This window comes from Nocardioides sp. NPDC059952, assembly GCF_042730435.1.
In the GTDB taxonomy this organism is placed as follows: Bacteria; Actinomycetota; Actinomycetes; order Propionibacteriales; family Nocardioidaceae; genus Nocardioides.
Genome location: NZ_JBHWLY010000087.1, coordinates 1 through 24,085, shown reverse-complemented (window position 1 = coordinate 24,085; position 24,085 = coordinate 1). Strand labels below are relative to the sequence as shown.

At 69.7% G+C, this 24,085-nt stretch carries 25 protein-coding genes; 15 read left to right on the top strand and 10 right to left on the bottom strand.

What is annotated here, in order from left to right; all coding sequences use genetic code 11:
• Window positions 1–95: 95 nt before the first annotated feature.
• Window positions 96–845, bottom strand: coding sequence for a GH25 family lysozyme (locus tag ACFV9G_RS26375; protein ID WP_378731646.1), 750 nt, complete (start codon window positions 843–845; stop codon window positions 96–98).
• A 19-nt stretch (window positions 846–864) separates the two neighbouring features.
• Entirely contained in the window at window positions 865–1,530 is a 666-nt protein-coding gene (locus ACFV9G_RS26370; protein WP_378731644.1) for a DUF305 domain-containing protein, read from the bottom strand.
• A gap of 134 nt (window positions 1,531–1,664) precedes the next feature.
• Here ACFV9G_RS26370 and ACFV9G_RS26365 point away from each other — a divergent pair, with 134 nt between their 5' ends.
• The 9 genes from ACFV9G_RS26365 (at window position 1,665) to ACFV9G_RS26325 (ending at window position 11,153) form a co-directional block, all read left to right on the top strand.
• The gene (locus tag ACFV9G_RS26365; RefSeq protein WP_378731641.1) at window positions 1,665–3,185 is read left to right on the top strand and encodes an LVIVD repeat-containing protein; all 1,521 of its coding nucleotides are present in this window, start codon (window positions 1,665–1,667) and stop codon (window positions 3,183–3,185) included.
• Between the two features lie 140 nt (window positions 3,186–3,325).
• Window positions 3,326–4,126, top strand: coding sequence for a hypothetical protein (locus ACFV9G_RS26360; RefSeq protein WP_378731639.1), 801 nt, complete (start codon window positions 3,326–3,328; stop codon window positions 4,124–4,126).
• 65 nt (window positions 4,127–4,191) lie between these two features.
• Window positions 4,192–4,977: a DUF1684 domain-containing protein gene (locus ACFV9G_RS26355; protein ID WP_378731637.1), complete on the top strand. Its 786-nt coding sequence runs from the start codon at window positions 4,192–4,194 to the stop codon at window positions 4,975–4,977.
• A 76-nt stretch (window positions 4,978–5,053) separates the two neighbouring features.
• Window positions 5,054–5,953 (top strand): GNAT family N-acetyltransferase, encoded by a 900-nt coding sequence (locus tag ACFV9G_RS26350; RefSeq protein WP_378731635.1) that lies wholly within the window; start codon window positions 5,054–5,056, stop codon window positions 5,951–5,953.
• Between the two features lie 47 nt (window positions 5,954–6,000).
• Window positions 6,001–7,500 carry an IMP dehydrogenase gene (gene guaB, locus ACFV9G_RS26345; protein ID WP_378731633.1) on the top strand — a complete coding sequence of 500 codons (1,500 nt, stop codon included), beginning with the start codon at window positions 6,001–6,003 and terminating at the stop codon, window positions 7,498–7,500.
• 139 nt (window positions 7,501–7,639) lie between these two features.
• The gene (locus ACFV9G_RS26340; RefSeq protein ID WP_378731631.1) at window positions 7,640–8,608 is read left to right on the top strand and encodes an amino acid ABC transporter permease; all 969 of its coding nucleotides are present in this window, start codon (window positions 7,640–7,642) and stop codon (window positions 8,606–8,608) included.
• Window positions 8,608–9,369 (top strand): amino acid ABC transporter ATP-binding protein, encoded by a 762-nt coding sequence (locus tag ACFV9G_RS26335; RefSeq protein WP_378731629.1) that lies wholly within the window; start codon window positions 8,608–8,610, stop codon window positions 9,367–9,369. The genes ACFV9G_RS26340 and ACFV9G_RS26335 overlap by 1 nt, the downstream gene beginning before the upstream one ends.
• Window positions 9,370–9,392: 23 nt before the next feature.
• Entirely contained in the window at window positions 9,393–10,346 is a 954-nt protein-coding gene (locus ACFV9G_RS26330) for a transporter substrate-binding domain-containing protein (RefSeq protein WP_378731627.1), read from the top strand.
• 18 nt (window positions 10,347–10,364) lie between these two features.
• The gene (locus ACFV9G_RS26325) at window positions 10,365–11,153 is read left to right on the top strand and encodes a DUF1684 domain-containing protein (RefSeq protein ID WP_378731625.1); all 789 of its coding nucleotides are present in this window, start codon (window positions 10,365–10,367) and stop codon (window positions 11,151–11,153) included.
• 48 nt (window positions 11,154–11,201) lie between these two features.
• On the opposite strand, the gene ACFV9G_RS26320 is transcribed toward ACFV9G_RS26325, so the two are convergent.
• The 5 genes from ACFV9G_RS26320 to ACFV9G_RS26300 are packed head-to-tail and all read right to left on the bottom strand — an operon-like array spanning window position 11,202 to window position 17,401.
• Window positions 11,202–12,329 carry an LLM class flavin-dependent oxidoreductase gene (locus ACFV9G_RS26320; protein WP_378731623.1) on the bottom strand — a complete coding sequence of 376 codons (1,128 nt, stop codon included), beginning with the start codon at window positions 12,327–12,329 and terminating at the stop codon, window positions 11,202–11,204.
• Entirely contained in the window at window positions 12,326–13,396 is a 1,071-nt protein-coding gene (locus tag ACFV9G_RS26315; protein ID WP_378731622.1) for an LLM class flavin-dependent oxidoreductase, read from the bottom strand. The genes ACFV9G_RS26320 and ACFV9G_RS26315 overlap by 4 nt, the downstream gene beginning before the upstream one ends.
• Window positions 13,393–14,742 (bottom strand): NtaA/DmoA family FMN-dependent monooxygenase, encoded by a 1,350-nt coding sequence (locus ACFV9G_RS26310; RefSeq protein WP_378731620.1) that lies wholly within the window; start codon window positions 14,740–14,742, stop codon window positions 13,393–13,395. The genes ACFV9G_RS26315 and ACFV9G_RS26310 overlap by 4 nt, the downstream gene beginning before the upstream one ends.
• Window positions 14,739–15,962: an LLM class flavin-dependent oxidoreductase gene (locus ACFV9G_RS26305; protein ID WP_378731618.1), complete on the bottom strand. Its 1,224-nt coding sequence runs from the start codon at window positions 15,960–15,962 to the stop codon at window positions 14,739–14,741. The genes ACFV9G_RS26310 and ACFV9G_RS26305 overlap by 4 nt, the downstream gene beginning before the upstream one ends.
• A 26-nt stretch (window positions 15,963–15,988) precedes the next feature.
• Window positions 15,989–17,401: an MFS transporter gene (locus ACFV9G_RS26300; RefSeq protein WP_378731616.1), complete on the bottom strand. Its 1,413-nt coding sequence runs from the start codon at window positions 17,399–17,401 to the stop codon at window positions 15,989–15,991.
• A gap of 118 nt (window positions 17,402–17,519) precedes the next feature.
• Between ACFV9G_RS26300 and ACFV9G_RS26295 the strand changes: the two genes are divergently transcribed.
• Window positions 17,520–18,410, top strand: a complete 891-nt coding sequence (locus tag ACFV9G_RS26295) for a helix-turn-helix transcriptional regulator (protein ID WP_378731614.1) — start codon at window positions 17,520–17,522, stop codon at window positions 18,408–18,410.
• Here the strand turns inward: ACFV9G_RS26295 and ACFV9G_RS26290 are convergent.
• Window positions 18,365–18,826: an Lrp/AsnC family transcriptional regulator gene (locus tag ACFV9G_RS26290; RefSeq protein WP_378731612.1), complete on the bottom strand. Its 462-nt coding sequence runs from the start codon at window positions 18,824–18,826 to the stop codon at window positions 18,365–18,367. The genes ACFV9G_RS26295 and ACFV9G_RS26290 overlap by 46 nt on opposite strands.
• Before the next feature lie 92 nt (window positions 18,827–18,918).
• On the opposite strand from ACFV9G_RS26290, the gene ACFV9G_RS26285 reads away from it, so the two are divergent.
• The gene (locus ACFV9G_RS26285; RefSeq protein ID WP_378731609.1) at window positions 18,919–19,401 is read left to right on the top strand and encodes a rhodanese-like domain-containing protein; all 483 of its coding nucleotides are present in this window, start codon (window positions 18,919–18,921) and stop codon (window positions 19,399–19,401) included.
• A complete protein-coding gene (locus ACFV9G_RS26280; protein WP_378731607.1) occupies window positions 19,391–19,867 on the top strand; it encodes a GNAT family N-acetyltransferase in 477 nt (158 codons plus the stop codon). Before ACFV9G_RS26285 ends, ACFV9G_RS26280 begins: the two co-directional genes overlap by 11 nt.
• Here the strand turns inward: ACFV9G_RS26280 and ACFV9G_RS26275 are convergent.
• The gene (locus tag ACFV9G_RS26275) at window positions 19,845–20,630 is read right to left on the bottom strand and encodes a DUF6597 domain-containing transcriptional factor (protein ID WP_378731605.1); all 786 of its coding nucleotides are present in this window, start codon (window positions 20,628–20,630) and stop codon (window positions 19,845–19,847) included. The two genes, ACFV9G_RS26280 and ACFV9G_RS26275, sit on opposite strands and share 23 nt — an antisense overlap.
• Before the next feature lie 64 nt (window positions 20,631–20,694).
• Between ACFV9G_RS26275 and ACFV9G_RS26270 the strand changes: the two genes are divergently transcribed.
• Window positions 20,695–21,150 (top strand): DUF3224 domain-containing protein, encoded by a 456-nt coding sequence (locus ACFV9G_RS26270; RefSeq protein ID WP_378731602.1) that lies wholly within the window; start codon window positions 20,695–20,697, stop codon window positions 21,148–21,150.
• Here ACFV9G_RS26270 and ACFV9G_RS26265 read toward each other — a convergent pair.
• Window positions 21,135–21,824, bottom strand: coding sequence for a winged helix-turn-helix transcriptional regulator (locus tag ACFV9G_RS26265; protein ID WP_378731600.1), 690 nt, complete (start codon window positions 21,822–21,824; stop codon window positions 21,135–21,137). The genes ACFV9G_RS26270 and ACFV9G_RS26265 overlap by 16 nt on opposite strands.
• 177 nt (window positions 21,825–22,001) lie before the next feature.
• On the opposite strand from ACFV9G_RS26265, the gene ACFV9G_RS26260 reads away from it, so the two are divergent.
• Window positions 22,002–22,820, top strand: coding sequence for a class I SAM-dependent methyltransferase (locus tag ACFV9G_RS26260; RefSeq protein WP_378731598.1), 819 nt, complete (start codon window positions 22,002–22,004; stop codon window positions 22,818–22,820).
• A gap of 60 nt (window positions 22,821–22,880) precedes the next feature.
• Window positions 22,881–23,987 (top strand): GuaB3 family IMP dehydrogenase-related protein, encoded by a 1,107-nt coding sequence (locus ACFV9G_RS26255; RefSeq protein ID WP_378731596.1) that lies wholly within the window; start codon window positions 22,881–22,883, stop codon window positions 23,985–23,987.
• Window positions 23,988–24,085 lie beyond the last annotated feature (98 nt).

The following is a 24,085-nucleotide window of genomic DNA, read 5'->3' as shown; positions in this document are numbered from 1 at the left end:
CCGGCCAATTCAACATTCCCCGTGGGGCCCCATAGCCCCCGGTGCTCGGCTACCCCATGCGGGCCATGGGGCACCGTGCCCCCGACTCGGCGATTTCAGCGAACGATCAGCGAGTCGAGAGAGACGTCGTCGGAGAGCACGTTCATGTCGACGTACGCCTCGTCCTCACTCCCGACGCCGTCGAGCCGGTCCCGGTTGGAGTACTGCCAGACGGTCCACTCCCGCCCGTCCGGCACCCGCGGCGGCCACGCGACGGAGCGGAACCAGATCGGGTTGTCGGGGTAAGCGTCGACGAGGTAGGCCCGGTAGGCCGACGGAGTGGTGTAGATGACCGGCGCGATCCCGTAGTGCGCCTCGAGCGTGGAGAGCAGCGGGTCGAGGATGGCGCGGACCTCGGAGGCGGGCGGCAGATCACCTTTGAAGCGACCGTACGGCTCCAGGTCGACGACCGGGGCGAGCGTGCCGGCCACGCGGGGCACCGTGGCGATCATGTTGTGCGCCTGGTCGGCGCCCGGGCTCTCGAAGCTCATGAAGTGGTACGCGCCGGTCGCGAGCCCGGCCCGCCGGGACTCGGCCCAGTTGGCGGCGAAGCGCGTATCCACGTGCGCGGAGCCCTCGGTCGCCTTGATCCAGGCGAAGTCGATGTCCTGCTCGGCGACCTGTGGCCAGTCGACGGTGCCGTTGTGGTGGGAGACGTCGATGCCGCGTACGTCGTACTTCGCCGCGAACAGCCGGGTCGGCATCACGACGCCGGTGTAGACCAGCGCGGTCGTGATCAGGGCGAGGCAGAGGACGACGGCGGAGCCGATCAGGACGCGTCGACGGCGGGCGGGGGCGAGGGGCACCGCGGAACCGTATCGGTTCTCACAGCTCCCCGAGCAGCTTCTCCATGATGTCGATCTCGACCGACTGGGTGGCCTCGACGTCCATCGCCATCTCGATCGCCAGCGCGTCGCTGCCGTTGGCGGCCATCGGCTCGACCATCTCCAGGGCGCCTTGGTGGTGCTGGATCATCCCGGTCAGGAAGAGCCGGTCGAACTCCTCACCACGGGCTGTAGCGAGCTCGCTCATCTGATCCGGCGTGAGCATGCCGGCCATGGTGTGCGCGGGGTCCGAGGCGCGCGGCACCCGCAGCCCGCGGGTGTTGAGCCAGCCGCTCATCGCCACGATCTCGGGACCCTGGGCCGACTCGATGCGCTCGGCCAAGGACACGACCTCGGGGTGGACGCCGTGCTCGCGGGCCAGCCGGGTCATCTCCAGTGCCTGGGCGTGGTGCGGGATCATCATCGTCACGAAGTCGGCATCGGTCTGGGTCCACTGGTCCGTGGCAGCGGCCGATGGTGAGATCGTCGCCGCGGCCTCACCCGGCGCTCCGCCCTGGACCACGGGTGCCGACTGGGTGGCCGCCTCCGGGCTGGGCGAGTGACCGCCATGGTCGCCGTGCGCGTCCGAGGAGCCTCCGCACCCGCCGAGCGAGATCGCCGCGAAGACCACACCCGAGGTGATGACACCGAATCGCCTACCGGGCATGTGTGTCTCCTTCCGAGATCCCGCAGAGATGAACAATTTATTCATATTCCATGCCTCCCGTGTACGACTTTTACTAAAGTTGAGAGGTCCTGCCCGTGCCACCCCACGGCGGCCGACTCGGAAGGCTTGCGATCATGAGGCTAAGACGACCCACCCACTACCTGGCCCCCATCGCGGTGGTCATGGTTGTCGCAGGAGGGCTGGCCGTCGCCGCCCCGTCCTCCGCAGACGAGTCCCATACCCACGGCACCGAGAGCACCGAGACCGAGGCTCCGGAAGCCCAGACGAGCTGCACCGCCGAGGAGAAGCAGGCGATCACCAAGCTCGGTGACAACTTCGCCTCCGCCTGCGTCGCCGGCAACGACCTTGCCAACCTCGGCGCCAACAATCCGGTCGTGCCCGCCGGCGAGTCCGACGGCACACCCAACATGCACCTGATCGCCAACATCCCCAAGTCAGGTGCCTTCACGCCCACCAACGCCCTCAACAGCGACCTCGCCTTCCAGGGGCGCTACGCGTTCGCGGGCAACTACAACGGGTTCAACGTCATCGACATCAAGAACCCGACGAAGCCGCGACTCGTGAAGCAGTACGTCTGCCCCGGGTCCCAGAACGACATCTCCGTCTACGGCGACCTGCTGGTCCTCTCCGTCGACTCCAGCCGTAGCAACAACACCTGCGACAACGTGGCGCAGTCGGCCGAGATCAAGGAGTCGTGGGAAGGCATCCGTGTCTTCGACATCAGCAACCCCAGAGACCCGGAGTACGTCGCGGCGGTCGAGACCAAGTGCGGCTCCCACACCCACTCGCTGGCACCGAGCAAGGACAGGCGATCGGTCTATGCGTACGTCTCCTCCTACGGGCCGCGTGCGACCTACCCCGACTGCCAGCCTCCGCACGACAGGATCAGCATCGTGAAGATCCCGACCCGGGCGCCGGAGCGGGCCGCGGTGGTCAACGAACCGGTGCTGTTCCCCGACGGCGGATACACCAACACCGCCGGCTGCCACGACATCACCACCTACCCGTCCAAGGACATCGCCGCCGGCGCCTGCATGGGTGACGGCATCCTGATGGACATCTCCGACCGCGAGAACCCGGTGGTGACCGAGCAGGTCACCGACACCGCGAACTTCGCGTTCTGGCACTCGGCCACCTTCAACAACACCGGCACCAAGGTCGTCTTCACCGACGAGCTCGGCGGCGGCGGTGCGCCGACCTGCAACCCGGAGACCGGGATGGAGAAGGGTGCCAACGGCATCTACGACATCGAGGGCGGCCAGCTCGTCTTCAAGTCCTACTACAAGATCCCGCGCACCCAGTCCAACACCGAGAACTGCGTCGCCCACAACGGCTCGCTGATCCCGGTCAAGGGCAAGGACATCATGGTCCAGGCCTGGTATCAGGGTGGTGTGTCGGTCTACGACTTCACCGACTCCGCCAACCCGAAGGAGATCGCCTGGTTCGACCGCGGTCCGTTCGAGGACACCTCGACGATCGCGGGGCCCTGGTCGACCTACTACTACAACGGCTACATCTACTCCAACGAGATCCAGCGCGGCTTCGACGTCTTCGACCTGCGCGACCCGCGGGTCGCCTCGGCGAAGCGGGTCAGGTTCGACGAGCTGAACGTCCAGGCTCAGCCCTCCTACTAGAAAGCTGAGTCGGCGCATCTGTCCCAGGTCTCGCGAAGCGAGGCGAGCGGGACGGGACCGATGCGCCGACTCGGCGATTTCAAGGAATGACCAGCTGGTAGCAACCTCCCGGTCACCAGGAGACGCCATGGTTCACGGCGATGAGCAAGACGGCTGCGGACGACGACTGTGTTGGTCTCGACACGCCACCGCCCAGCGGCGCCGGCGGCTCGACCAGCGTTGCCCGCTGGTCGAGCCGTGTCGAGACCAACACAGTCACATGGCTGATCGCGGCCGTCCTCGGCCTCCTTCTCCTCAGGTTCCTGGTGAGCCTGGTGCGGAACGAGAACCTGCTCCCGGGTGCGGTCCTCGGGCATCTGCTCCACCCGGACGTCCTCGCCGGGGTCTGGCTCACGATCCGGTTGACCGCGCTGGTCTTCGCGGTGGCCTGGGCGATCGGACTGGTCGTGATCTCGATGGAGAGGTCGGGCAACCCGGTGCTGAGCGGGATCGCGGCCGCGTACGTCTGGGTCTTCGGCAGCATCCCGGTGCTCGTCCAGCTGCTGTTGTGGAGCAACATCGCGCTGGTCTTTCCCGACATCACCTTCGGGATCCCGGGGGTGCACATCGACGCGGTCCGGCTGGTCACGCCGGTCCTCGCGGCGATCGCGGGGCTGGCGCTGGCGATGGGAGCGTACGCGGCGAGGGCTCTCCCGGGCGGTGACCGACTGACCGTGCTGGGCGACCTCCTGGTGACGACGCTCCAGGTGACGAGCCTGGTCTCGGTGCTCTCGATCACGGACCTGCTCGGTGTCGTCCAAGCGCTCGAGGAGCGCAACCACCTGATCATCCCGCTGCTGGTGGTGGCTGCGATCTGGTACCTCGTCCTGGTCACCGCGACCCGCGTCGCGATCCGTCTGGCCGGGCTCGCGCGGGTGAAGGGTCAGGCGCGCCGACGGTAAACCCGAGGTAAAACTCAGCGATCATTGCAAGACCTGGCAACGCAACTCTTTGTAGAGTGCAGCGCGTGACTTTCGAGCGGGCTTGGCAACGGTGGCGCGATGAGCGGGAAGCCGAGCTGAGAAGCCCCGAAGGTTTCCTGGCGATCACCGCCCTGCACTGGCTGGGCCCACGCCCGCAGCGGTTCCCCGGAATTCCGGGTGTCTGGTCGACCGGTCCGGAGGGTGCCGTCGTCGAACTCGGCGAGGGGGAGTGGCTCGAGCTCGGCGGCGCGAAGCTCGCCGGCCGTCACGTCTTCGGTCACGTGGATCCGTACGGTGTGACCGCGACCTTCGACGCCGGGACCGTCGAGGTCGCCGACCGGTTCGGCACCCCGGTGCTCCGGCCGCGGCAGCCCGACGGCCCGTTCCTGCGCGACTACGCCGGCACGCCGACGTACGCTCCGGACCCGTCGTGGCAGGTCAGGGCCACATTCACCGCCTACGAGACGAACCGCCCGATCTCGGTCGGCTCCGTGGTCGAGGGCCGTTCGAGCGTCATCGACGCCGTGGGGGAGGTTGCGTTCGAGGTGGGTGGTCGCCCGCAGCGGCTGATCGCTTTCGACGGTGGCGACGGCGAGCTGTGGCTGCTGTTCACCGACGAGACCAGCGGCGTGACGACCTACGCCGCCTGCCGTCAGCTCGCCGTCGAGCCGCCGGTCGACGGCACCGTCGTCCTCGACTTCAACCGCGCCGCGAACATGCCCTGCGCCTACACGACCCACGCCACCTGCCCGCTCCCGCCCGCGACCAACCACATCGACGTGCTCGTCGAGGCGGGCGAACGGACCCCGCCGCGGCCGCCCGCAGACTGAGCCGGGCCCAAGGTTTAACCGTGGGTAACGGACCAGAAACAGCGAAACAGGCAGACTAGGGCGCATGGTGGGGACGATGTTGTGGAGAGTACGTACGACACTGCCGGACCGACCGGGCACACTTGCGGCGCTGGCACAGCGCTGCGGTGAGGCCGGGGTCAACATCCTGGGGATGCAGATCTTCCCAGGGCTGGCGCAGGTCACCGACGAGTTCGTGCTGCGTACGCCCGAGGGCTGGGGCGAGAAGGAGATCTGCGACCTGATCTCCTCCGCGGGCGGTGGCGGGATCGTCATCCAGACCGCTACCGAGGCGGCTCTGGCCGACCAGCCGACGCGCTACGTGCAGGCGGCCCGGCACGTCCTGGAGCGGCCGATGTCGTTCCCGGAGGTGGTCGCCCAGCTCTTCGACGCCGAGGCCGAGGCCCCGCCGGGGGTCGTCCACGACACCATGGAGCTGCGGGTCGCCGACGTCGACGTCCAGCTGCACCGCACCGCCCCCTTCACCGCGACCGAGCACGCCCGCGGGTCCGCGATGGCCGACCTGGTCAACGACGTCCTCGACCGCAGCCGCGAGTCGGCGGCCATCGGCACCACTCCGCCCGTACGCCGGCTGGGCACCGGAAGCACCCCCGAGCTCGTCGTCACCGGGGAGACCGTCACCGCCCTGATCGACGGCGTCGCCGTCGGCATCGGCGAGGTCCAGGGGGCGACCGCGGAGGACGAGAACGTACGCGTCGTCAACCTGCGCGTCGACCCGGCCTGGCAGCGCCGCGGGATCGGGACGAGGCTGCTGGTCGACACTGCCAAGCTCGCGCACATGCTCGGCGCCGACGAGATCCTGCTCACCACCCAGTCCGACAACCAGGCTGTTCTGCCCATGGTTCTCGCCGCCGGGATGCGCGGACGGATCCGGATGGCCGGCGACCTGCTGACCGTCAAGGTGCCGGTGCGCGACCTCAAGCCTTTGGGCAGATGACTCCTGGCGTTTTCGGGGACACGCGAGCCGGACCGTAGAATCTCTTCATGGAGATCCCGGAGAAGTTTGCGACGCTCGGCCTCACCTACGACGACGTACTCCTGATGCCCGGGTATTCGGATCTGGCGCCGTCCGACATCGATACGACCTCCCGGCTGACCCGCGAGATCAACCTGCGGGTCCCGCTCATCTCCGCGGCGATGGACACCGTGACCGAGTCCCGGATGGCGATCGCGATGGCCCGCCAGGGCGGCATCGGCGTCCTCCACCGCAACCTCTCGATCGAGGATCAGGCCTACCAGGTCGACCTGGTCAAGCGCACCCAGACCGGCATCATCTCCAACCCGGTCACGATCGGCCCCGACGCGACGCTGGAGCAGCTCGACAAGCTCGCCGGTGAATACCGGATCTCCGGGTTCCCCGTGGTCGACGTCGACCAGAAGCTGATCGGCATCATCACCAACCGCGACCTCCGGTTCACCCCGGTCGCGGAGTGGGCGACCACGAAGGTCAACGAGGTGATGACCTCCAAGGACCTGATCACCGGCCCCGCCGAGATCTCCCGCGAAGAGGCCACCAAGCTGCTGCGCCAGCACAAGCTCGAGCGGCTCCCGCTGGTGGACACCGACGGCCGCATCACCGGCCTGATCACCGTCAAGGACTTCGTGAAGTCCGAGCAGTTCCCCGACGCCTCCAAGGACGCTCAGGGCCGGCTGCTCGTGGGCGCCGCGATCGGCTACTTCGGTGACGCGTGGGAGCGGGCCACCACGCTCATCGAGGCCGGTGTCGACGTGCTCGTCGCGGACACGGCCCACGGCAACGTACGCATGCTGATCGACATGGTCCGTCGCCTCAAGACCGACCCGGCCACCAAGCACGTCCAGGTCATCGGCGGCAACGTCGCCACCAAGGAAGGCGCGCAGAGCTTCGTCGACGCAGGCGCCGACGCGGTCAAGGTCGGCGTCGGCCCGGGCTCGATCTGCACCACCCGCGTCGTCACCGGCGTCGGCGTGCCGCAGATCTCGGCCGTCTACGAGGCGAGCCTGGCCTGCAAGCCGGCCGGCGTCCCGGTGATCGCCGACGGCGGTCTGCGCTACTCCGGCGAGATCGGCAAGGCCATCGTCGCCGGTGCCGACACCGTGATGCTCGGCTCGATGCTCGCCGGCACCGAGGAGACCCCCGGTGACACGGTCCTGATCAACGGCAAGCAGTTCAAGGCCTACCGCGGCATGGGCTCGATGGGCGCGATGTCCTCGCGCGGCAAGAAGTCCTTCTCCAAGGACCGCTACTTCCAGGCCGAGGTCACCGACGACGACATGATTGTCCCCGAGGGTGTCGAGGGTCAGGTCGCCTACAAGGGCTCGCTGGCCACCGTCGCCCACCAGCTCACCGGCGGCCTGCACCAGACCATGTTCTACGTCGGCGCGCGCACCATCTCCGAGCTGCAGACCCAGGGCCGCTTCATGCGGATCACCTCGGCCTCGCTCAAGGAGTCGCACCCTCACGACGTCCAGGTGACGGCCGAGGCGCCGAACTATCACGTCTGAGCTCGCCTGAGCCTCGCCCGAGTCGAGCCCCGAACCCCCTGGGTTCGGGGCTCGTCCCATTTTCCGGATGCCTCGTCCGAATCCGCGCATCACGGATAGAATGTTGAGCAAGTTACTCGACATATGGTGGTGGTCGCGCGTGAGTGTTGATGAGGCCGTACGTCGCCGCCCCCTGCTTGCCCGAGACGGCGACGAGGAGCTCCTCGGTGCCCGCCTCGTCGCGCGCCGCAAACCGGGACAGTGGGTCTCGGCCGTGCTTGCGCTGCTGGTGGTCGCCGGGATCGTGAAGAGCCTGGTGACGAACCCGCGCTACCACTGGGACGTGGTCGGCGCGTTCTTCCTGCGCCCCTCGATCCTCGACGGACTGGTGCTGACGCTGTGGCTGACCGCCGCGGTGCTGGTGAGCTCCTACCTGCTCGGCATCGTGCTCGCGGTCATGCGGCTCTCCGCGAACCCGGTGCTGAGCTCGGTGAGCGCGGTCTACATCTGGTTCTTCCGGAGCGTGCCGCCGTTGCTGCAGCTGCTCTTCTGGTTCCAGATGGCGTCGCTGTATCCGCAGATCAGCCTGGGCATCCCGTTCCTGAAGCCGTTCGTCACGATCGAGACGGCTCATCTGTTCAGCGGGCTGCTGGCAGCCTTCGTCGGGCTCACTTTCGACATCGCCGCGTTCGCCGCCGAGATCATCCGTGGCGGCCTGGTCTCGGTCGAGGCCGGCCAGACCGAGGCGGCCAAGGCGCTCGGTCTCTCCAAGGCCCGGATCTTCTGGCGGATCGTGCTGCCGCAGGCGATGCCCGCGATCATCCCGGCCTCCGGCAACCTGCTGATCGGGCTGCTCAAGGGCACCTCGATCGTCTCGGTGATCGCGGTGCAGGACCTGCTCTACTCGGTGCAGCTGATCTACGCCCAGAACTACCTGGTCATCCCGCTGCTGCTGGTCGCCACGATCTGGTACCTGATCCTGGTCACGATCCTGTCGACGATCCAGTTCTTCGTCGAGCGCTACTACGCCCGTGGCAAGGGTGCCCGCACCGGGTTCTGGCGGCTGTGGCGGCGGCAGCTGCCGCTGGTGCCTCGCTCGCCGTCGCGTCGTGACGTGGAGGTGCTCTGATGAGCGAGCCTCTCGTGCGGGTGCGTGGCCTGACCAAGCGGTTCGGGGACAACACGGTCCTCGACAGCATCGACCTCGACGTCGCGCGGGGCTCGGTCGCGGTCGTCCTGGGGCCGTCCGGCTCGGGGAAGTCGACGCTGCTGCGTACGGTCAATCATCTGGAGAAGCCCGACGCCGGCTTCGTCGAGGTGAACGGCGAGATCATCGGCTACCGCCGTGACGGCAACCAGCTCAGGGAGCTCTCCGACCGGGCGACCACCCGCCAGCGCAGCCGGATCGGGATGGTCTTCCAGCAGTTCAACCTGTTCCCGCACAAGACCGCGCTGGAGAACGTCCTGGAGGGGCAGCTGGCCGCAGGCGTACGCCGCCGGGCGGCCGAGACCCGCGGGCGCGAGCTGCTCGACCGGGTCGGTCTGGCCGACAAGGAGCGGGCCTATCCGCGGCAGCTGTCCGGCGGTCAGCAGCAGCGGGTGGCGATCGCCCGCGCCCTTGCGGTCGAACCCGACCTGATGCTCTTCGACGAGCCGACGTCCGCGCTCGACCCCGAGATGGTCGGCGAGGTGCTCGGCGTGATGAAGGACCTCGCGCAGACCGGGATGACGATGATCGTGGTCACCCACGAGATCGGCTTCGCCCGGGAGGTCGCCGACCAGGTCGTCTTCCTCGACGAGGGCCGGCTGGTCGAGGCCGGGGCGCCCGGCGACGTACTCGTCTCTCCCACCCATGAGCGCGCTCGGGCGTTCCTCTCCGCTGTGTTGTGACCCCCAGACAAAGGACCCGTTCTGTGAAGCTCAAGCTCGCCCTGGTCGCCATCGCGGCCCTCGCCCTCGCCGGATGCGGCAACTCCTCCGACACGCTCAGCGCCGCCGAGCGTGGCATCGGATCGGACGGGTCGGCCTCTGTGGAGCCGGTCGCGATCCCGACCCAGGACGTCGTCTCCGGCATCCAGGCGGATCCGGCGCTGACGAAGCGGCTGCCCGCCGACGTACAGAAGTCCAAGACGCTCGTCCTCGGCACCACCGAGGCGACCGGGGAGCAGAACCTCCCGCACGGCGGGTCCGACCAGTCCGGCGAGCAGATCGGCCTCGACATCGATCTGCGCAACGCGATCGCGGCCAAGCTGGGCGTGACGTGGAAGACCGAGTTCGGCAGCTTCGAGACCATCGTCCCCGGCACCCAGAGCGGGAAGTACGACGTCGGCCAGGCCAACTTCGCGGTCACCTCCGAGCGGCTCGAGGTCGTCGACTACGCCACCTACCTGCTCGACGGGCAGTCGTTCGTCTCCCGCGAGGACGGCGACCTCGACCAGGTGAAGACACTGACCGACATCTGCGGCCACACGGTGGCGACCTCGCCCGGCTCCAGCTTCCAGCAGATCCTCGAGGACGGTGCGGCGGAGTGCACCAAGGCCGGCAAGGAGCCCTACGAGGTCGACTACTTCAAGGACAGCGCCGCCATCCTGCTCGGTCTGCAGAACGGCAAAACCGACCTCTACTTCGGGCCGACCCTGTCGCTGAAGTATCTGGTCTCCCACCAGCCCGGGCTGAAGTACCTCGGCGAGCTCAGCCTCACCGACGTCGGCTTCGTCGTCGCCAAGAAGTCGCCGCTGGCGCCGGTGCTCGTCGACGCCATCAACGAGCTCATCGCCGACGGCACCTATAACAAGATCTTCACGAAGTGGGACGTTTCCGACATCGAGCTGGACAAGTCGGAGTTCAATCCGAAGCCGGCATTCTGAACCTTCCGGGAGGACCCCATGACCGTCACCGACACCTTCGCCCAGGACTGGGCGACGTGGCACGAAGAGCACGAGAGAAGACGCGCCTCGGCGCACGGATTCCTCGCGATCACCTCGATCCGATGGCTCGCCGAGGAGCCGGAGACGTACGACGACGTGCCGGGCGCCTGGTCGAGCGGGCCCGCGGGCATCGTCGTCTCGCTGGCCCCGGGTGAGTCGCTGGTCGTCGATGGCGTCGAGATCACCGGCCGACACTCGTTCGGCGTGCTCGACGAGCGCGGCGGGATCACGGCGTCGTTCGGTGACGCGGTGGTCGAGATCGCCAGGCGCGGCGGCAGCGACATCATCCGGCCGCGCCACCCCGACAACCCGGTCCTGGTCGACTACCGAGGCACGCCGGCCTACTCGCCGGACCCGTCGTGGGCCGTTCCCGGCCGCTTCGTCGCGTACGACACCCCCGTGCCGACCACCGTCGGCTCGGTCGTCGACGGCCTCGAGCACGTCTACGAGGCCGTCGGCGAGCTCGAGTTCGAGGTGGGCGGCGCGGTGCACAGCCTGATCGCCTTCCCCGGCTCCGCTCCCGGTGCGCTGCACGTGCTGTTCGTCGATCAGACCTCGGGACGGACGACGTACGCCGCCAACCGCTCGCTCTCCGTCGACGCCCCTGACCTGGACGGCAACGTGGTGGTCGACTTCAACCGCGCGACCAACCTGCCGTGCGCCTACACCGACCACGCCACCTGCCCGCTCCCGCCGGCCGGCAACCGGCTGCCGGTCGCGGTCGAGGCGGGGGAGAAGCTGCCGTAGGGCGGATCGGCCGAATGCTGACCGAGGTAACTCGGTCAGCATCTGGCCCTAGCGACCGCGGCGGGCCCACTCCTCCGCGATCAGCTCGTAGGAGCGGACGCGGTCGGCGTGGTCGTGGGTGATCGTCGTGATGACCAGCTCGTCCGCGTCGACGGCCCGCTGGAGGATCTCCAGTCGGTCGGCGACCTGGGCCGCGGTGCCGACGAACTGGGTGTCGAGACGGTCCTGGACGAGCGCTCGGTCCTCCGCGGTCCACTCCCACTCGCGGGCCTCGTCGGGGGTCGGGAACGGGATGGCGCCCTCGGCCGTGCGGATGGAACGGACCCAGAGGCCGTAGCCGGTGGCGAGCTCGCGCGCCTCCTCCTCGGTCTCGGCGACCACCACGTCGGCGGAGACCGCGACGTGGGGTGCATCGAGGGTGTCGGACGGCGCGAAGGCGGTGCGGTAGGAGTGGGCCGCCTCGAGGACGCCGGAGGGGTTGACGTGGTAGTTCGTGGCGAACCGGAGGCCCCGTTTCCCGGCCGCCTCGGCGCTCTCGCCACCGCTGCTGCCGAGCACCCACAGCTCGAGCTCGGCACCCTCGCCGGGTACGACTCGCGCCGGGGTGCCGGCGGCGTCACGGTAGGTGCCATCGACGAAGGCCAGGATCGTGTCGATCTGCTCGCCGTAGTCGGCCGCGGTCGCTCCGGGGAGTTGCAGGAGCTCCTTCTGGAGCCGGAACCGTGGCGAGCCGAGCAGCCCGCTGGGATCGAACTTGGGCGGAACGAGCAGCCCCTCCGGAGTGCGTCCGTCGACCAGCTCCACCGGGATGGCCACCGGGCTCGAGGCTCCGGGTCGGCCGCCGGAGCGGCCCAGGCCGAGGTCGATCCGACCGGGGAAGGCGGCGTCGAGCAGCCCGAACTCCTCGATCGTCGACAGTGCCGTCCGATGCCCCATCAGCACCGCCCCGGACCCGAGCCGGATCCGCGAGGTGGCGCTGCCGAGCAGCGCCAGGACGACCGCGGGCGAGGTGCCGGCGACCCCGGGGTTGAGGTGGTGCTCGGCGACCCAGTAGCGGTGGTAGCCGAAGGACTCGGCGGCCCGCGCGAGGTCGATCGCGTTGCGTAGGGCGTCCGCGCCCGAGGCGCCGGAGGCCACGGGGACGAGGTCGAGGACGGACAATGGCGTGTGGCTCACGGGTGTGCTCCGTTCGTGGGGGAGCCCCAGCCCCAGGGCGGGTCGGGGAGGGCGGTACGCAGCGGGGCGGCGACCTCGGTCGCGAAGAGCTCCAGGCTGTCGCGGTGCTGCTGCTCGGTCAGACCGCTCGCGTCCGCCTGGACGTGGACGACCTGGTGTCCGAAGCGGTCGTGGTAGCGGTGGATCTTCTCGAGCACCTGCTGCGGCGACCCGACCAGCGCCGAGGAGCGCTCGACGAAGTCCTCCAGGGTCGCGAAGACCGGCTCGAGCCCGAGGCTCGCCTGGAAGGCGAGCTGGCCCTCGAAGACCGGCCGATAGGCGGCGTACGCCTCCTGGCTGGTCCTCGCCACGAGCAGCCCTGCCGTCCCGGCGCCGATCGCGATGTCGGCCGGGTCGTGGCCGTAGGCCGTCCAGCGCTCGCGGTAGTGGTCGACCAGCTCGCCGTAGGGGTCGATCGGGTTGGTCACGTTGGCCGAGAAGAGCGGGTCGCCGTAGCGGGCGGCGAGGTCGACGGACTCCTTCGAGGTGGCGCTCCCGTGCCAGACCCGTACCGGCTGCTGCAGCGGCCGCGGCCAGACCTCGGCCTCGACCAGCTCGGGGCGGAACCTCGGGGTCGCCGTGACCCGGTCCTTCCGCCACAGCTGCCGGAAGATCTCGTAGGACTCCGCGTTCCGGTCCCACTGGTCCTCCGGCGTCACCTGGAACAGATCACGCTGGGCCGAGCCGTTGCCCTTGCCGATGATCAGCTCGAGGCGTCCGTCCGAGAGATGGTCGAGAGTCGCGTAGTCCTCGTAGGCCCGCACCGGGTCCAGGAGCGCGAGCGTCGTGACCGCGGTGAAGAGCCTGATCCGGCTCGTCAGGGCGGCGAGGTGGGACAGCACCACCGTCGGCGAGGAGGAGATGAACGGCCGCTCGTGCCGCTCGCCGACCCCGAACCCGTCGAACCCCAGCTCCTCGGCGAGGACGGCGTTCGTGATGACCTCCTGGAACCTGTCGTACGTCGCCTTCTGCTGCCCCGTCATCGGATCGGGCCGGTGGACGATGAGCGTGATCGCCAGGAATCTCATCTGGTCGGCTCTCGGAGACCGAGGTTCTCGCGGAGCGTGGCCCCTTCGTAGGCCGTGCGGAAGACGCCGCGCTCCTGGAGCAGCGGCACCACGTGGTCGACGAAGGGGGCCAGGCCGCCGGGGGTGATGTGGGAGACCAGGATGTAGCCGTCGGCAGCGTCGGCCTGGACGTGGTCGTCGATGGTGGAGGCGATCGTCTCCGCCGAGCCGATGAAGCTCTGCCGGCCGGTGACCTCGACGATCGTCTCGCGGGTACTCAGCCCCTTCTCCCGCGAGGTCGCCCGCCACCGCTCGGCCTGGTCCAGCCGGTCACCGTGCGAGCGGGCGCTGGCGCGGCCCTTGGCGATCAGGTCGTCGTTCTCCGAAGGGTCGACGGTGGGGAGCGGGCCGTCCGGGTCGTGGTCGGAGAGGTCGCGGTTCCACAGCTGCTCGAGCAGCTTGATCGCGGTCGCGGGGGAGACCTGCTGCAGCCGGATCTCCCGGGCCAGCTCGACGGCCTCGGCGTCGGTGTCTGCGAGCACGAAGGTGGCGGCGGGCAGGATCAGCAGGTCCTCGTGCCTCCTCCCGTGCTTCTCCAGGCGTCCCTTCACGTCGGTGTAGAACCGTTGGCCGTCCTCGAGATGGCTGTGCCGGGAGAAGATCGCGTCGGCCTTGGCCGCGGCGAACTCGCGGCCCTCCTCGGAGTCGCCGGCCTGGAAGATCACCGGGCGGCCCTGCGGGCTCCGCGGGACGTTGAACCTGCCACTGATGTCGAACTGCGAGTCGTGGTGCTCGAACGCGCCCGGCGCCGGGGTCGACAGGAACTCGCCCGACGCCTTGTCGGCGAGGATCTCCTCGCCCTTCCAGGTGTCCCACAGCCGGATCGCGGCGTCGAGGAACGTCCGGGCCCGCTCGTAGCGCTCCCCCTGCGGCAGGTAGCCGCCGCGCCGGAAGTTCTCCCCGGTGAACGCGTCCCAGGAGGTGACCACGTTCCACGCGGCCCGGCCGTCGGAGAGGTGGTCGAGGCTCGCGAACTGGCGGGCGACCTCGTAGGGCTCGTTGAAGGTCGAGTTGATCGTGCCGGTCAGGCCGAGGTGGTCGGTGACCGCGGCGAGCGCGGCCAGGATCGCGAACGTGTCCGGCCGCCCGACCACGTCGAGGTCGTAGATCTCCCCGGCCTGCTCGCGTAGCCGCAGCCCCTCGGCGAGAAACATGAAGTCGAACAGCCCGCGCTCGGCGATCTGGGCGAACTCGACGAACGAGTCGAACTCGATGTGGCTGCCCGAGGCCGGGTCGCTCCACACGGTCGTGTTGTTGACGCCGGGGAAGTGGGCGGCGAGATGGACCTGCTTCTTCGGAGTGCTCATGCGGGCGTCCCCTCGGTGGTGGCGTAGCGGCTGACGGGACGCGGCAGGCCGAGCGCTCCGCGGAGCGTCTCGGCGTCGTACGCATCGTGGAAGAGCCCGCGCCGCTGCAGCTCCGGCACGAGCTCTCGGGTGATCTGGAGCAGGTCGTCGGGGAGCACCGCGGGCCGCAGCCGGAACCCGGAGAGACCGGCGGCGTGCCAGGTCGCGAGCAGGTCGGCGAGACCCTCGACGGTGCCGGCGAAGACCAGCGCATCGGACTCGTACGCGGCCCCGGCCTCCTCGTTCAGGCGGGCCAGCCGATCCCGGGCGCTCTGCTCGGTCTCGTCGAGGAGGACGACGATGTCCCCGAAGACGTGGACCGTCTCCCCGGAGCGTCCGGCGGCGTCCTGCGCGGTCCGGATCTGGGCGGCGATCTCGGCGATGTCGGCGGCGTTGTGCGGGGTCACGAACCCGACGTCGGCGGAGGCGCCCACCAGCTCGAAGGGCCTGTCTCGGTGTGCGAGGGCGGCCACGACGGGCTGCCCCTGCGGAGGCCGCGGGGTGATCGAGGGGCCCTTGACGTCGAAGTGGAGTCCCTCGAAGTCGATGTAGTGGATCTTGTCGCGGTCGATGAACCGTCCGGTCGCGACGTCGCGGATCTCCGCGTCGTCCTCCCAGGAGTCCCACAGCCGTCGCAGCACCTCGACGTAGTCGGCCGCCTCGGCGAACGCCTCCCGGATCAGCTCTTCGCCCGCGGGGGAGCCCAGGTCGGCGTACGAGATCTCGGGGAACTCCCGCCGCCCGAAGAGAGCAGCGTCTCGCGGCCGCGGTGCCACCTGCACACGTACGCCGGCCCGGCCCCGGCTCACGTAGTCCAGCGTCGCGATCGCCTTGCTCAGATGGAACGGCTCGGTGTGGGTCACGATCGCCGTCGGGACGATCCCGATGTGCCTGGTCAGCGGCGCGATCCGGGACGCGATCAGCACCGCGTCGAGCCGTCCGCGCACCCGGTCGGTGCGCTCGTCGTCCGCGACGCCGAAAGGCGCGTCGGTCTGGATCGAGAGCGAGTCCTCGATCGTGACGAAGTCCAGGAGGCCGGTCTCGGCCTCCTGGACGAGGCCGGCCCAGTAGCCGGGTGTCAGCAGGTCCTGGGGCCGGGCGTTCGGTTCCTGCCAGGCGGCCGGGTGCCACCCGGCTCCGTCGAGAGCGACTGCCAGTCGGAGGCGGGGGTGATCAGCCATGGCAAAAGTCTAGCAAGTCAGTTAACTTAGTCGAGCCGATTTCGGATACCGGGACGGAGCCCGACGGCGACCAGCAGCGCGGCGCCCAGGACGAGCACGGCGTTGACCGCGACCGCCACCTGCAGAGCCCCGAGCGAGGCGACCCCGCCCGCGGCGGTGGCGACCGTGGACATGATCGGGATCCCGAGCGCGATCGCGACCTGCTGGGTCATCATCGCGAGCCCGGTGGCCAGCCCCTGCTCGTGGTCGGGCAGCCCGGAGGTCGCGGCGACCATGAACCCGACGATGGCGGCGACGTGCCCGATGGCGCCGACGAAGTTCATCAAACCGACGAACCACAGCCAGCCGAGCGAGGGCCCGATCAGGACGAGGACGCCGGTGGTCACCGCCTGGAGGGCGAGTCCGCCGGCCACCGTGTTGCGTACGCCGAAGGTCTCGATCAGCCGCGGACCGACGGAGCCGCCGATGATCGCCCCCGCGCCCATTGCGCCGAGCATCAGTCCGGTCTGGAGCGCGTTGAGGCCGAGGACGTGCTGGAGGTACATCGTCAGCACGAAGACCAGCGAGGACTCGAAGGCGAAGGTCGCGAAGCCGGCGATGTTGCCGAACCCGATGGTCCGCCGGGTGAGGATCTGCAGCGGCACCAGCGGGTGCGGGTGGGTGGACTCTGCCCGCCAGAAGGCGACCAGCAGCACGACCGCGACGACGATCGACGCCAGCCCCCAGGTGTCGGCGATGCCGGCCTCGCCCAGCCGGGTCGCGCCGTAGACCAGCGCGAGCAGGCCGCCGGTCACCAGCACGGCACCCGGGAGGTCGAGCCGCGACCGCTCCCGGTCGGCGGAGTCACGCAGCACGAACGGCGCGATCGCTACGACCACCAGCGCGATCGGCACGTTCACCAGGAACGCCCAGCGCCACGAGAGCAGATCGGTGAGCACCCCGCCCAGCACCGCGCCCGCGGTGAACCCGGTCGACATCACCACGCTGTTCAGGCCCAGTGCACGCTGCCGCAGCGGTCCCTCCGGGAAGGAGACAGTGAGCAAGGAGAGCGCGGCCGGGGTGACCGCTGCGGTCGCTAGACCCTGGGCGACCCTGGCCGTGAGCAGCATCTCGGGTGAGGTGGCGACCCCGCCGAGCAGCGAGGCCGCGCCCAGCGCGACCATGCCGACCAGGAACACCCGCCGCCGGCCGACGTAGTCGCCGATCCGGCCGAAGAGCAGCGTGAACCCGGCGGCGCACAGGGCGAACGCGGTCGCGATCCACTGCACATGGGCCTCGGCGAAGCCGAGGTCCTCGCCGACGGTCGGCAGCGCCACGTTGAGGATCGAGAAGTCGACGGTCAGGGTGAATTGAGAGGCGAGCAGCAGCAGGAGCACCAGCAGCTGTCCGCGGGTCATGGCGGCCTCGCGTACGGGCTCGGCCTGGGTAGTCGTGGTCATGGCCCCAACGCTCGCGCGGCGGCCGCGAGCCAGCCAGACACCTGTCCTGCCACCCACCCGCGTGCCTGCCACTGACAGGGTCAGGAAGAAATCGCCGTCCGGCCGCACTATAGGAACCATGACGACCGACCTCGGAGAGTTCCTGCGCAGCCGCCGGGCGGCGATCAGTCCCCAGGACGCCGGGTTGGTGTCCTACGGTGCTCGCCGCGTACCCGGGCTCAGACGTGAGGAGCTGGCGATGCTCGCCGGTGTCTCGCCGGCCTACTACACCCGGCTCGAGCAGGCCGACCACCACAACGCCTCCGACGCCGTGATCGACTCGCTCGCCCGGGCGCTGCGGCTGAGCGCCGAGGAGCACGACCACCTGCGTCGCCTGGCGCGACCGATCGAGACCGTCTCGGCGAGCGGTCGCAGCGATGAGGCGCGCCCGACCGCGGTGGCGATGCTGATGGACTATCCCGGTCCGGCGCTCATCGTCGACCACGCCAACTACGTGCTCGCCTGGAACGACCTCGGTCATCGCCTCTTCGGCCACGACCTGGACTTCGACGCCCCGTACGCCGGCCGTCCCCGGCGCCCCAACCTGGTCCGCCGCTTCTTCCTGGAGCCGGGCGGGCCCGAGCTCTTCGTCGACCCCGAGGGCACCGCCCTGCAGATGGTCGGCTTCCTGCGCTACTCCTCGGGACTGCACCCCGACGACCACATCCTCAGCTGCCTGGTCGGCGAGCTCGTCCAGCGCAGCGACCTGTTCGCCGAGCTGTGGGCCGAGCACCCGGTGATCGACTGCGGCTACGGGATCAAGCGGCTGCGGCATCCGGTGGCGGGACGGATGGACCTGGCCTACGAGGCGATGGTGCTGCCCGAGACCAGCCAGCGCATCGTGCTCTACCGGGCCGAGCCCGGCTCGCCCTCGGCGGCTGCGCTGGCCACGCTGGCCACGCTGGCCACGGGGTCGATCGGCGATCAGGTCGGAGGAAGCAGCGGCCGCGGCGGCAACGGGGACGAGTAGACGAGGCTGGTGGTGACGCTGCCGAGCGAGCCGACCCTGCCGCTGATCTGCTCGAGGTGCTTCATGTCGGTCGCGACGACCTTCATGATGAAGCAGTCGTCGCCGGTGACGTGGTGCGCCTCGATGACCTCGGGCAGGTCGGCGAGCAGCTTGTGGAGTGGGTCGTAGACGCTGCTCGGGTAGCGCAGGCGCAGGTAGGCCAGGATCGTGAACCCGAGTCGTTCGGGGTCGACCTGCGCGCCGTAGCCGGAGATGACGCCGGACTCCTCGAGGCGACGGACCCGTTCGGCGGCCGCACTGTGGCTCATGTTGATGTGCCGTGCCAGCTCGGCGATGCTCTGTCGCCCGTTGGCCTGCAGCGATTTCAGGATGGCCGTATCGACCTTGTCGGGCTCGAAAGGGAGATTCGCGGGCATCGGGCAAGAATGCCACGAAATCGAAGGCAGTTCGTCCGGGATGCCGGGGAACGGGCCTTCATACGAGTAACCGGCGTCAGTACGGTTCGGTCATGATCTTCTCCACCGCCGCTGCTTCTGCTGCCGCTTCTGCTGTCGCCTCCACCGCCGCCTCCGCCGAGGCCGTCTCGCACTTCGCGAGCAAGCTCGCCTTCGAGACCGACGCCTCAGATGTCTACGCCGACCAGACCGAACGCGCCCGCTTCGTGCTGGTCGACTCACGGGGAGAGGCCGCCTGGACTCAGGGCCGCATCGTGGGAGCGCTCCACATGCCGACGGCCGAGATCGCCGGCCGGGCCGCCGATGAGATCCCGCTGGACATGCCCGTCGTGACGTACTGCTGGGGGCCGGGCTGCAACGGTGCGACCCGGGCCGCCCTGGAGTTCGCGCAGCTGGGCTACCAGGTCAAGGAGATGATCGGCGGCTTCGAGTACTGGGCGCGCGAGGGCTATCCCGTCGAGGACGAACGCGGCCCCGTCGTTCGCGCCAAGGACCCGCTGACCGCGCCGCTGGACGCCATCTCCTGTGCCTGCTGACGACGTCTCGATCAGGGCCGTCGATGCGGCCGACCTGCCGGAGCTCGTCGAGCTGATCCGGGATCACGCCCGCTACGAACGAGCGGCCGATCCTCGGCCGGACCTGCAGACCGCTCTGGCGGCGTGGCTGTTCGTCCCTCGGCCACAGCTCCACGTCCTCGTCGCAGTCCAGGGCGACGCGCTGGTCGGCTACGCGAGCTGGAGCCTGGAGGCCTCGACCTGGCAGGCGGCGGAGTACGCCCACCTCGACTGTCTGTTCCTGCGGGAGTCCGTCAGGGGTCGAGGTGCCGGCCATCTGTTGATGCGGGCCGTGGAGGCCGAAGCGCGTGCGGTCGGCGCAGGTGAGCTGCAGTGGCAGACGCCGGAGTGGAACGACCGAGCGATCCGCTTCTACCGCCGCACCGGCGCCTACGAGGCCGCCAAGGCGCGCTTCACGCTGCCTCTCACAGGTCCTTCGCGTACGTAGCCGGCGGAGCGCCGACGACGTCTCGGAACGTACGCACCAGGTGGGCCTGGTCGCTGAAGTCCAGCTCCGCGGCGACCGCGGCCCAGTCGGTGTCGCCGTGGTGCGCGCGGGCGGCGACCTCGAGCACGCGGAACCGCTGCACGACCCATTTCGGGCCGATCCCGACGTACTCGCTGAACAGGCGCTGCAGCGACCGCAGGCTCACGCCGGCGTGGTCGGCGAGCTGCTCGGCCCGGGTGATCGAGCGGTCCTCCTCGGCGAGAGCCACCCAACGGCGTACGTCCTCGGCGACCGGGTCCGCGGGGAGACCGACCGCCAGGAGGTAGGACTCCATCGCGGTGGCCATCTCCGCGGGGTCGGCGACGGCGAGGATCCGTTCCGCGGCCGGGCGGTCGTCGACACCGAGCAGGTCCTGGGCCGGGACGACCTGGTCGGCGATCGCGCTGACCCGGCTGCCGAGCACGGGGCGGAAGAGGCCGGGCAGGAACGAGACGCCGAGCGTGTGCCCGCGGCCGGTGAGGTGCCGGACGAACGGGCGCCGGCCGATCCCGTGCACCAGCAGCCGGCCATCCTCGGCGGCGACATGGATCCGGGGCTGAGGGATGACCTGCTGGTCGTGCGGCTGCTCGAGGTCCCAGCCGACGTACCAGTGGTAGTCCACGTGTCCCGCGATCTCGGGCGACGGCTCGAACCGCTCGGTGGTGATCGCCCTGGCGGCCGTCACCGGCCGCACGATCGCATCCGGGTAGCCCCTGCTCTCCATACCGCCAACGATATGGCGCGTTCCTTCAATCCCGCGCCCCTGTTCCCCGAGCAGGCTGGGACCCATGACGACCTACAGCAACAAGGCAAGCACCACGATGACCGTCGCCCGCTGGCACGAGGCGGCCTACGTCGACATCGACGGCGAAGGCACCAAGATGGGCGACGACGTCTACATCCCGCACCGCGGCCTGACCACGGCAGAGACCGACTACACCTACGCCGGCGAGCTCCAGGGCACGGGAGTCGCGCGGATGATCGGGGCCTACGGCAACCCGGCCGGTGGCGCGGTCTTCGAGGCGTACGAGCAGTTCACCGGCTCCATCGCCGGCCAAGAGGGCTCGTGCGTGTGGCGGATCAGCGGGACGTACGCCGACGCCACCGTCCGCTCCCACCTCACCGTCGTCCCCGGCCTCGGCACCGGGGGTCTCGAGGGACTCGTCGGCGAGGCCGACATGGTCCTCTCCGAGGAGGGCGGCGGAGAGGCGTACGGCTTCGTCCTCTCCTACGACTGGAGCTGAGTGCGGGGGCGGGGGATGTGGGCGGAGGTGGACTGGCCGACCCAGGAGGGAAGGGCGCGGCGTACGTCCTCGGTGGCGGCGATGGTGACCATCTCGGCGCGCAGGGCCATCGGCCAGGCGAGGTCGCCGCGCCAGATCTCGGTGAGCGTACGCAGGCTGCAGGTGAGCCGGGCGTCGACCTCGAAACCGGGGTCGAAGTCGCAGACCTCGGCCTGGTCGGCGGAGACCACGAGCCACCAGCGGGAGGCTTTCGGGTCGACGTCGGTGAGGCCGAACTCGACCACGGTGCGCTGCCGCGGCCACACGTCGATCGGGATCGTGCGGCGCATGTCCCAGAAGAGCAGGTGGGGGTCGAGGTCGGCCTGGCCGAGCTCGCCGACCCAGCGGATGCCCCACTCGTTGAGCGCGGTGACGACGGTGGCGAGCTCCTGGCCGCTGTCGGTGAGGTGGTAGGACGTACGTTGCCCCTCGCCGCGGCGCTGGATGATGCCCGCGCGCTCCAGGGTGCGCAGCCGCTTGGAGAGCAGCGCCGGCGACATCTTCGGCACGCCCCGGCGCAGCTCGTTGAAGTGGGTGCTGCCGAGCAGCAGCTCGCGTACGACGAGCAGCGTCCACCGCTCGTCGAGCACCTCCATGGCCTTCGCCACCGGACAGAACTGGCCGTATCCCGCCACCGGACCGCCTTCCTCGCAGCCCGAGATCCCAGCTTTCAGTAGACCTCTGACGGGGACGGGTGGCAAGTACAGATCCAGAACCGGCAGCGGTTCAGATCCGGCACTATCCGCCGGCGGCGTCGCCGGGTGACGCTGGAGCCTCCAGATCATCTCGGGTCGACGTCTTTGGAGGAAGACATGACCGCAACACCAGTTTCACCCGACCTGAAGGCCCGCCACCGCGTGATGTGGGGCCTGGGGAACTACGCCCGGGTCGCCGACGAGCTCATCCCCGAGCTCGGCCAGGTGATCGTCGAGGCCTGCGAGATCGGACCGGGCGACCGGGTGCTCGACATCGCCGCCGGCACCGGGAACGCCGCCGTCCCCGCCGCTCTCGCCGGAGCGGATGTGGTCGCGAGCGACCTGACGCCCGAGCTGCTCGACATCGGACGATCGCATGCGGAAGAGGCGGGCGCCGAGTCACTCACGTGGCGGGTCGCCGACGCCGAAGCCCTGCCGTTCGCCGATGCCGAGTTCGACGTCGCCATGTCCACCGTCGGCATCATGTTCGCGCCGTTCCACGAGAAGGCCGCCGCCGAGCTGGTCCGGGTGGTGCGGCCGGGCGGCCGGATCGGGCTGGTCAGCTGGACCCCGGAGGGCTTCATCGGCCAGATGTTCGCGGCGATGAAGCCGTTCATGGCGCCGCCGCCCGAGGGCGCGCAGCCGCCTCCGCGGTGGGGCGACGAGAGCCACGTACGCGGCCTGCTCGGGGACCAGGTGACCGATGTCCGGGCGGAGAAGCGGACGGTCGCGATCGACTCCTTCGACACCGGCGCGGAGTTCCGTGACTTCTTCAAGGCCTGCTACGGCCCGACGATCGTCGCCTACAAGGGGCTCGCCGGCGACGAGGCCCGGACCGCCGACCTCGACGCCGCGCTCGCCGACCTGGGGGACCGCTACCTCACCGCCGGGGCGATGAGCTGGGAGTACCTGCTGCTGACCGCGGTGCGCAGCTAGCTCCTGCTGGTGCGTGTGGGCTTTCCGATCTCGATCCGGTCGCATGGAACAATCCGTCCTGTGACTGAGATCGAGATCGGCCGGGCCAAGCGAGCACGACGGGCGTACGCCTTCGACGACGTGGCGATCGTGCCGTCGCGGCGCACCCGTGACACCACCGAGGTGAGCACCGACTGGCAGATCGACGCCTACCGCTTCGACATCCCGGTGATCGCCGCGCCGATGGACTCGGTGATGTCGCCCTCGACCGCGATCGCGATGGGCAAGCTCGGCGGCCTCGGGGTGCTCAACCTCGAGGGCGTGTGGACCCGGTACGACGACCCGCAGCCGCTGCTCGACGAGCTGGCCGAGCTGAGCGGCGTCGACGCGACCCGGCGTCTGCAGGAGATCTACGAGGCCCCGATCCGGGCCGAGCTGATCACCGAGCGGCTGCGTGAGGTGCGCGCCTCAGGCGTCACCGTGGCCGGAGCGCTGTCCCCGCAGCACACGAAGGAGTTCGCCAAGGCCGTCGTCGACGCCGGCGTCGACCTCTTCGTCATCCGCGGCACCACCGTCTCGGCCGAGCACGTCTCGTCCCAGGCCGAGCCGCTCAACCTCAAGGAGTTCATCTACGAGCTCGACGTGCCGGTGATCGTGGGCGGTTGCGCGACCTACCAGGCGGCGTTGCACCTGATGCGCACCGGCGCGGCCGGCGTCCTGGTCGGCTTCGGCGGCGGGGCGGCGCACACCACCCGGACCGTGCTCGGCGTGGCCGTGCCGATGGCCTCCGCGGTGGCCGACGTCGCTGCCGCGCGGCGCGACTACCTCGACGAGTCCGGCGGCCGCTACGTCCACGTCATCGCCGATGGCGCCGTCGGCCGCTCCGGCGACATCGCCAAGGCGATCGCCTGCGGTGCCGACGCGGTGATGGTGGGTAGCCCGTTCGCGCGGGCGACCGATGCCCCCGGCAAGGGATTCCACTGGGGCAACGAGGCCCACCACGCCGACCTGCCCCGCGGCGAGCGCGTCGCCTTCTCGCCCGTCGGCACCTTCGAGGAGGTCCTCTACGGTCCCTCCCACGTCGCCGACGGCACCATGAACCTCGTCGGCGCCCTCAAGCGCGCCATGGCCACCACGGGTTACACCGACCTCAAGGAGTTCCAGCGGATCGAGGTTGTCGTCGGCTAGCAGATCCCGAGCGAAGCGAGGGAGCTGCGCCGACGACAAGATCGAGCAAGCGCGCGACGGGAAGCGAAGCGCACCCGTCGCGACCGCGCGTCGAGATC